This window comes from Stygiolobus sp. RP850M, from assembly GCF_037389295.1.
Taxonomy (GTDB): Archaea; Thermoproteota; Thermoprotei_A; order Sulfolobales; family Sulfolobaceae; genus Stygiolobus.
In genome coordinates, this window is record NZ_JBBHKU010000006.1 from 1 (window position 1) to 7,337 (window position 7,337).

Sequence of the window (7,337 nt, forward strand, 5' to 3'; positions counted from 1 at the left end):
AGCACCAGTTACAGCACCTAGAGCTAATACTGCACTTATCCTGAAATCCGCGTTCTTGTTCTTGATATAAACTATAACTACTGATATTGTAGTTATCACGTCAATAAGCAGGCTAGAACCTACAGCGCTCTTAAAAGACAGACCTAGATAGGATAAAGCGGGAACCACTATCAAAACACCACTAGACCCAGTTATTCCCGTTAAAGCCCCTACTCCTATCCCTATTAATATTAAAAGCAAAACAAATATTATACTCAATGTGCTCCGTCCAAGATGTAACGTATTAACCTAAAAATTCTTAGTCTATTTTTATAAGACTAGCTTATAGTGTTTTAAGACTAGATAGATATATGAAACTGGCACTGGAACCGTTAGAGGGCAATATAAAGTTCTACAACCTGAAAAAGCTCGAAGATTTAGGTTATGACATTTTTTCCTTACCTTACTCCCTAAGAGTTCTTGTAGAAAACGTGATTAGAAACTTGGATAACAAGAAAATCACTGAGGAAGACCTTGAAAAAATTGCCGGATGGAAAGTTGGTGAAGAATTCTCATTTATGCCTACAAGAGTAATAATGCAGGACTACACTGGCGTACCACTCCTTGTTGATCTTGCAGCAATGAGAAGCGAGTTGGCTAAAAGAGGGAAAGATCCATTAAGAGTTAATCCAGTAATACAGTCCGATTTGGTCATAGACCACTCTGTTCAAGTAGATTATTACGGAACATCTTATGCCCTAGTACTTAACATGCAGAAGGAGTTCGAAAGGAATGTGGAGAGATATACATTTCTTAAATGGGCACAAAGCAGTTTCAGAAACCTCAGAATAGTACCACCCGGTAACGGTATAATTCACCAAGTTAACCTAGAATTTCTAAGTAAAGTAGTAGACGTAAGAGAGGTTAAAGGAGAACAAGTAGCCTTCCCAGAAATAGTAATAGGAACTGATTCTCATACGACCATGGCTAACGGTATAAGCGTCTTATCTTGGGGTGTAGGAGGGCTTGAAGCCGAGGCAGTAATGATGGGAGAGCCTTACACAATGGTAGTCCCAGAAGTAGTAGGAGTTAAACTAGAGGGAGAAATCAGGGAAGGGGTTACCCCCACGGACGTAGTATTATATATAACTGAAGTTCTGAGAAAGAAAGGAGTTGTAGGAAAATTCGTTGAGTTCTTCGGACAGTCCCTATCAAATTTGTCAGTACCAGATAGAGCTACAATAGCTAATATGGCTCCAGAGTATGGGGCTACTGTAGGTTACTTCCCGATTGATGAAAGAACCATCAATTACTTGTACGTTACCGGCAGAAACTACAAACTCGTTGAGAAATACGCAAAAATACAAGGACTATTTTACGAGGGAGAGCCAAAGTATACCGAGGTTGTTACGATAAACTTATCGGATATTGAACCTTCTGTAGCTGGGCCTAAAAACCCTGATGAAAGGGTTACGCTAAAGGAGTTGAAAAAGAAAGTCCAAAAGAATAACAAGAAATCGGGAACATACGTAAAGGACAATGACGTAGTGTTAACTGCAGTAACCAGTTGTACCAATACTTCCAATCCCACATTAATGATAGGAGCTGGGATCTTGGCTAAAAAAGCCGTTCAGCTCGGGTTGAGGACTAAGCCCTATATAAAAACTAGTATGGCACCAGGTTCACCTATCGTAGTTGAGTATTTAAAGGAGGCCGATTTATTACCTTATCTTGAAGCCTTAGGATTCCACGTTGTGGGCTTTGGTTGTACTACATGTATAGGAAACGCCGGTCCCATACCTCCTAAAATTGAGCACGACATTAAAAATAACGGTCTGGAGGTCTACGGAGTTATAAGCGGTAACAGAAACTTTGAAGGGAGGGTTAATCCTTACTTGAAGGGGGTGTTCTTAGCCTCACCCATTCTTGTGATAGCTTTTGCACTCGCTGGAAGGATTGATATTGACTTCTTTGAAGAACCGATTGACTACGATCCTAACGGAAAACCTGTCTACTTAAAGGACATTTGGCCTTCGATGAAGGAGATAGCAGATTATATGAACCTAGCGATGAACCCTGAACTCTACAAGTCAAGGTTCGACAAGATCTTTGAAGGAGACGAGAATTGGAAGAACCTCAAAGTTCCAGAGTCAGAACTGTATAACTGGGATAATAATTCAACTTACATTAGGATGCCTCCTTGGTTTTCCATCGAAACTAAATTTGAAGATATAAGAGGAGCGAGAATACTCTTACTCTTGGGAGATAAGATTACAACAGACCACATCTCTCCAGCAGGACCAATAGACCCCAACACTGTAGCTGGTCAGTATCTTAAACAGCTAGGTGTTACGGAGCTCAACACTTACGGTGCCAGAAGAGGAAATCACGAAGTTATGTTAAGAGGAGGTTTCGCAAATCCAAAGCTTAAAAACACGCTAGTCGAACAACCAGGTGGTTATACGAAACACTTCCCTGACGGCAAAGTTATGAGTGTATATGAAGCTTCCGAACTATACAAGAAAGAGGGCGTTCCGCTCGTGATCGTTGCCGGTAAGCAATACGGCTCCGGAAGTTCTAGGGATTGGGCTGCTAAGGTTACCGCACTTCTAGGTGTTAAAGCCGTTCTAGCAGAATCATTTGAGAGAATACATAAGAGCAATTTGGTTGCTATGGGAGTAGTCCCAATAGAGATCCCTGACTGGAGAAGTTTAGGCATCAAGGGAGATGAAATAGTGAACATAGAGCTCAACAACCTTACTGTTAAGGGGAAAGTAAAAGTGGAATTCATGAAGGGTGATGAAAAGATAGAGATAGAAGGCAGAGCTAGAGTTGATACTAACGTAGAACTAGAGTACATTAAAGAGGGTGGAATTTTAAAGTATGTCTTCAATAAGTTATTACATGAGGGTTAGGATTAGGGGAATTTATACTACAGCCTTGACCTATTTATTCCTTAAATCCGGGTATACCATTGTTCAACAGACTCCCCAGATCGTTGAAAGATTCGGCATTGACATAATTAATGAACCGGCAGATGTAACGGTAAAGGACGGGGTGGACAAAGGGGAAATAATATCAATCGGAGAGGATATTTATAATTTTTTGCGGTCTACTTTGAAGTACTCCTCCATTTGGAAGTCTCCCGTGAAACTTTATTCTGTCATCGAACCTAAAAACTGTGAATACATGGGTTATCATGTGGAGCCGTGTATAGATAAGGGAACTGTTATAAAGCCACCAGTTGAGGGAAAAATAGTGCTATCACCGATAAGGGCTGTTGGTAAAATAGCTATGGTATGGCGAGGCGAGGGAAAAACCTTCTTTTCAGAACACATTAAGGAAGAAGTCAGGGAGAAATTGCTGAGTATAAGTACACCCTTGAATAGAAAAGGATATAACGTTAAATGGAGAAGTAATGCAGTTTTTATGCATTATTCAGAACTAAAAAAGGAACTTGAAGAACTCGTAATGAAGTATGAGTCTGAAGATTTTAGAAACCAAGGAGAGGAGTTCATAAGAACAATCTTGTCTCTGGAGGACAAATTATTTCTTGACGGAATAAGGAGTCTAGTAGTAAAAACAATGAAGTTCCATCATATGCTCAAATACAGTTATCACCATAATGAAGTTGACGAGGAAGAACAGAGGGACAATCTGGATCCCTCGTTATTATTACAGAAGTTAGTGAGAGATACGATGTACATAGAACACCTAAAAGCTGACGGTAAAAAATATGTACTCAGGGAGGGTAAAGTAATTTACAGCGAGATAAAAAAGGACTACTATATAATTAAACTCAGAAGAGAGTTCAACGCAGGAGGACAGTATGACGGGTTAGGAATTCCAATAGAGCAAGGAGATTATGATATAGTAGAGTTCGACTCAAGACAGTGGTATCAAATACATAAATATTATAACGCTGAGGGAAACCTTAAGGGAATATACGTTAACATATCAACTCCTCCTGAACTTTTGAGAGGAAAAATCAGGTATCTTGACTTAGAAGTGGATGTAGTAAAAAAGGAAAATGAAGTAAAAGTAATAGACCTTGAGGAGCTGGAAAAGAAAAGAGAATTATTGGGGGAGGAGTTATATAAAAAAGCTATACTAACTTTGGAGAGTGTTAAAAACTTATTAATGTCCTTCTAGTTCTTCCCTGCTAATCGGTATAATTTTCACTGTATCTTCCTTTTCGTCATATATGATTCTTACCAAATCTCCTTCTCTAATGTTGATCTTTTGCCTTATCCTCGAAGGGATTGTCACCTGGAAATTCCTAGACACTTTTACTACATCTTCAACAGGCATTCTAATCCCTTTAATATGCTTAGAACTCATGCTATAAAAAATTTATATTTAAAAAATGCCTCTATGACCTTAACTTCTTTGTGACCTCGCTAGACACTTCTTTCGATAATTTTTTGGTTTGTTCTGTATTACCTAGTCTTCTTGTAGTCTCTAGGGTCTGTTGTAACCTCCTTGTAGTTTCCATTAACTCTATCTTTCTCGTCTGTTGAGCTAATTGCTGCATTTGCTGCAGAGTCCTAGTAGCCTCGGTTAAATTGTTGGTACTTAAGTCTGACGACAGCTTATTCATCAGTGCATAGTACTGGTACTCACTAAGTAGATCATTATTTATGCCACTAAGGAAAGTCTGGGTATCTCTTGCTGGGATTATTTGAATTATGCTCACTTGAGAGTCAGGTCTACCACTTGCTGGATCTTCATAATTTACTTTTACCGTCATCAAATTACCAGTATAGTTTGGAGGTACCGTTATTTCTCCCAATATTCTCACAACACCCTCAACAGCCCCTAGTTTGACGGGGGGACCAGGATAGTTAAGAAGTTTCACTGGAGACTCGGATATTATGTCCACCGTAACATTTTTAGCACCTATTTCGGTTACAGCAGCTTGCGGGAGAGCATTCGCTACTTCCATAGGGTCATTTATATGGTTTAATATACCTCCACTTTTATCAGCCAAAGTCTTAAGTAATTGTTCATTATAATCATCACCGATTCCAAATCCTATGACTTTGAATCCCGGCGGTAGTGTCACCCTTTCATAAGGAGTAATATCGGTTATGTCGGTGGGTTGTCCGTCTGTTAATAATATGATGTATCCCGGCATCTCATATCTTTTAGCGATTTCTATAGCTTTACCGAGGGCTGTGTATAATACTGTTTGCCCTCCTGCATTTATTTGCTGAATTTGAGAGACTAAAGAGGGGGCATCAGCATACTCGCTTAGGACATTAACCGAGCTCGAGAATGTTATAAACGTAATCTTGTTACCTCTCGGAATTCTGTTAAGAAGTTCTATTGCTCCGTTTTTTGCCGTGTCTAATTTTACACCATACATCGAACCTGATGTATCTAACAGTATTATGTAGTGAAAACCAGTTGCAGTAGTTACTCTTTCTGGCACAATTATTATTCTGAAAACTGCTCTAACTTGTGAATTAAAAGAATACTTATGGCTGATTTCTACTCTGGTAGAAATAGTCATAAAAAACACCTTGTTAATTCCTTCACTCTTTAATTATCTTGATCATGGTCTGATTTCCTAACTTTATTATAGAATTAGGGTCTATCTTTTGTTTACCTTTTATAGGTTGGAATATCTTACCGTCATAAACGTAGGTACCGTTCGTACTATTCAGATCTTCAATGTATAATTCACCATTCTCGAGAGAGATTATTGCATGTCTTCTTGAAATCTCTGGATCTGGGATGATTATCACGTTTTCGGGACTTCTTCCTACTGATATCGTAGGGAATATGTCAAATGATAGGGGTACTTTCTGATTTATCAGATTAGCATAAGGTGTGTTTATGAATAATATATAATACTTACCACTTGTAGGTGTTGGGGGAACTGGAGATACTGTTGGTGTTGGAGGTTGGGGAACTGGAGGTTGTGTTACGACTTGCTGGGTAGGCAATGGTGCTGGAGAGTTCAGTGGAGGAGCTGTCTGACCGACTGGTGGTGAAGGTGTAGCTTCAGTTGGTTGAGGTGGTGCAACTGGAGTCGGCGGAGCTTGCGCTACTGGGGTCTGTTGAACATCTGTGGGGGTAGGTTGAGGGGGCTGCTGAGTAGGTAGTGGAGGTTGTTGAGTTGTCATAGATGGTTTTTGTGTACCACACTTTATACAAAACAAAGCGTCATCGTCGTTTTCATAACCACATACGGGGCATTTCCACGGCATGAATAATGTATTTTGTATAAAAGTATTTATAGTTTTACTCACGTAATATCTTATTTGGCTATGACAATAAGTGTAAAGATTAAGAGCTCGACCAATTACGTTGCTTTTGAGACGCCAACAAAGGTGGATTTAATAATAAGAGTAGTCCCAGAGACATTCGTTAGATTTACTGGAATTAACTATGTTATTCTTATAGACAATAGTCCTTCCATGAGGAGAGAAAACAAAATGCAAACCGCGATAGCTGCAGCAAATAAACTTTCCAATGAGATTCCACCCGGCAATTATCTCTCTATTTATTTATTTTCAAACGACCTAGAAAAACTCTATGAAGGACAAACCGGCACACCAATAAATATACCTATGGAGATCAAAAAAGGGTACACAACAAACTTCTACAAAGCAATAACTAAGATACTAGATGTAGTTAAAGGATATTCTACTCCAGTAAAGCTGATTATTTTGTCTGACGGGAAGCCAACTGATAAGAGAAATCTCAACGACTACGAGCCTATACAAGTACCCCCTCACGTTCAAATTATATCCATAGGTATCGGAAACGATTACAATGAGGCTATAATGAAGAGACTAGCAGATAAGGGAGCGGGTGTATACTATCATATTTTAGATCCCTCTCAATTACCAACCTTATTTGCCCAACAAAAAGTATCAGACGTAGCCGGGTACAATTTAGTGATAAATGTACCGCCAGGTTTCGAAGTACTAAACTACGAAATGCCTGTCAGTATACCGATTTTAGATAAAGCAATTACCATATATGCCGTAGGTAACGTTCCTCCGGGAAATCAGCCAGTAGTTCTTACTGTGACAGGTAGCTACTACGACCCAGCCAGAGGAAGTATAATTCAGATAAATGAACCAATATATCTACAGAGAGCAAGCCATGAAATGGTACAACAACGTATAAACCAGAGCGTTGTAGCAGAAGTGAGGTATTTCAATCTCCTTAGACAATACGGAAACGCCCTTATGGTAGGAAATAATAAGGAGGCTACACAGATAGCTCAAGAACTCTTGAGTGCAGCTGAACAGACCAGAAGAGAGGACTTAATAGAAGAAACGAGAAAGTTAACCGGTGATAAGAAAACTGACTTATCTGAAATTACGAAGACGATGAGGAAA

Annotated in this window: 7 protein-coding genes; 3 read left to right on the forward strand and 4 right to left on the reverse strand. The window is 39.3% G+C overall.

The features are described 5' to 3' along the window. A partial coding sequence (locus WIW52_RS00145) for a TSUP family transporter (protein ID WP_337707795.1) occupies positions 1-258 on the reverse strand: 258 nt, incomplete at its 3' end. A gap of 92 nt (positions 259-350) precedes the next feature. On the opposite strand from WIW52_RS00145, the gene acnA reads away from it, so the two are divergent. Both acnA and WIW52_RS00155 read left to right on the forward strand, forming a co-directional pair. Next, on the forward strand, positions 351-2,894 hold the full coding sequence (acnA, locus tag WIW52_RS00150) for an aconitate hydratase AcnA (protein WP_337707796.1): 2,544 nt from the start codon (positions 351-353) through the stop codon (positions 2,892-2,894). Next, positions 2,884-4,131 carry a DUF402 domain-containing protein gene (locus WIW52_RS00155; protein WP_337707801.1) on the forward strand — a complete coding sequence of 416 codons (1,248 nt, stop codon included), beginning with the start codon at positions 2,884-2,886 and terminating at the stop codon, positions 4,129-4,131. The genes acnA and WIW52_RS00155 overlap by 11 nt, the downstream gene beginning before the upstream one ends. On the opposite strand, the gene WIW52_RS00160 is transcribed toward WIW52_RS00155, so the two are convergent. The 3 genes from WIW52_RS00160 to WIW52_RS00170 form a co-directional block, all read right to left on the reverse strand. Further along, entirely contained in the window at positions 4,117-4,290 is a 174-nt protein-coding gene (locus tag WIW52_RS00160) for an AbrB/MazE/SpoVT family DNA-binding domain-containing protein (RefSeq protein WP_156007945.1), read from the reverse strand. The genes WIW52_RS00155 and WIW52_RS00160 overlap by 15 nt on opposite strands. 61 nt (positions 4,291-4,351) lie before the next feature. Next, entirely contained in the window at positions 4,352-5,494 is a 1,143-nt protein-coding gene (locus WIW52_RS00165) for a VWA domain-containing protein (protein WP_337707797.1), read from the reverse strand. 22 nt (positions 5,495-5,516) lie between these two features. Then, positions 5,517-6,194 (reverse strand): FHA domain-containing protein, encoded by a 678-nt coding sequence (locus WIW52_RS00170; protein ID WP_337707798.1) that lies wholly within the window; start codon positions 6,192-6,194, stop codon positions 5,517-5,519. 60 nt (positions 6,195-6,254) lie between these two features. Between WIW52_RS00170 and WIW52_RS00175 the strand changes: the two genes are divergently transcribed. Next, the coding region (locus WIW52_RS00175; RefSeq protein WP_337707799.1) for a VWA domain-containing protein at positions 6,255-7,337 on the forward strand (1,083 nt) is incomplete at its 3' end.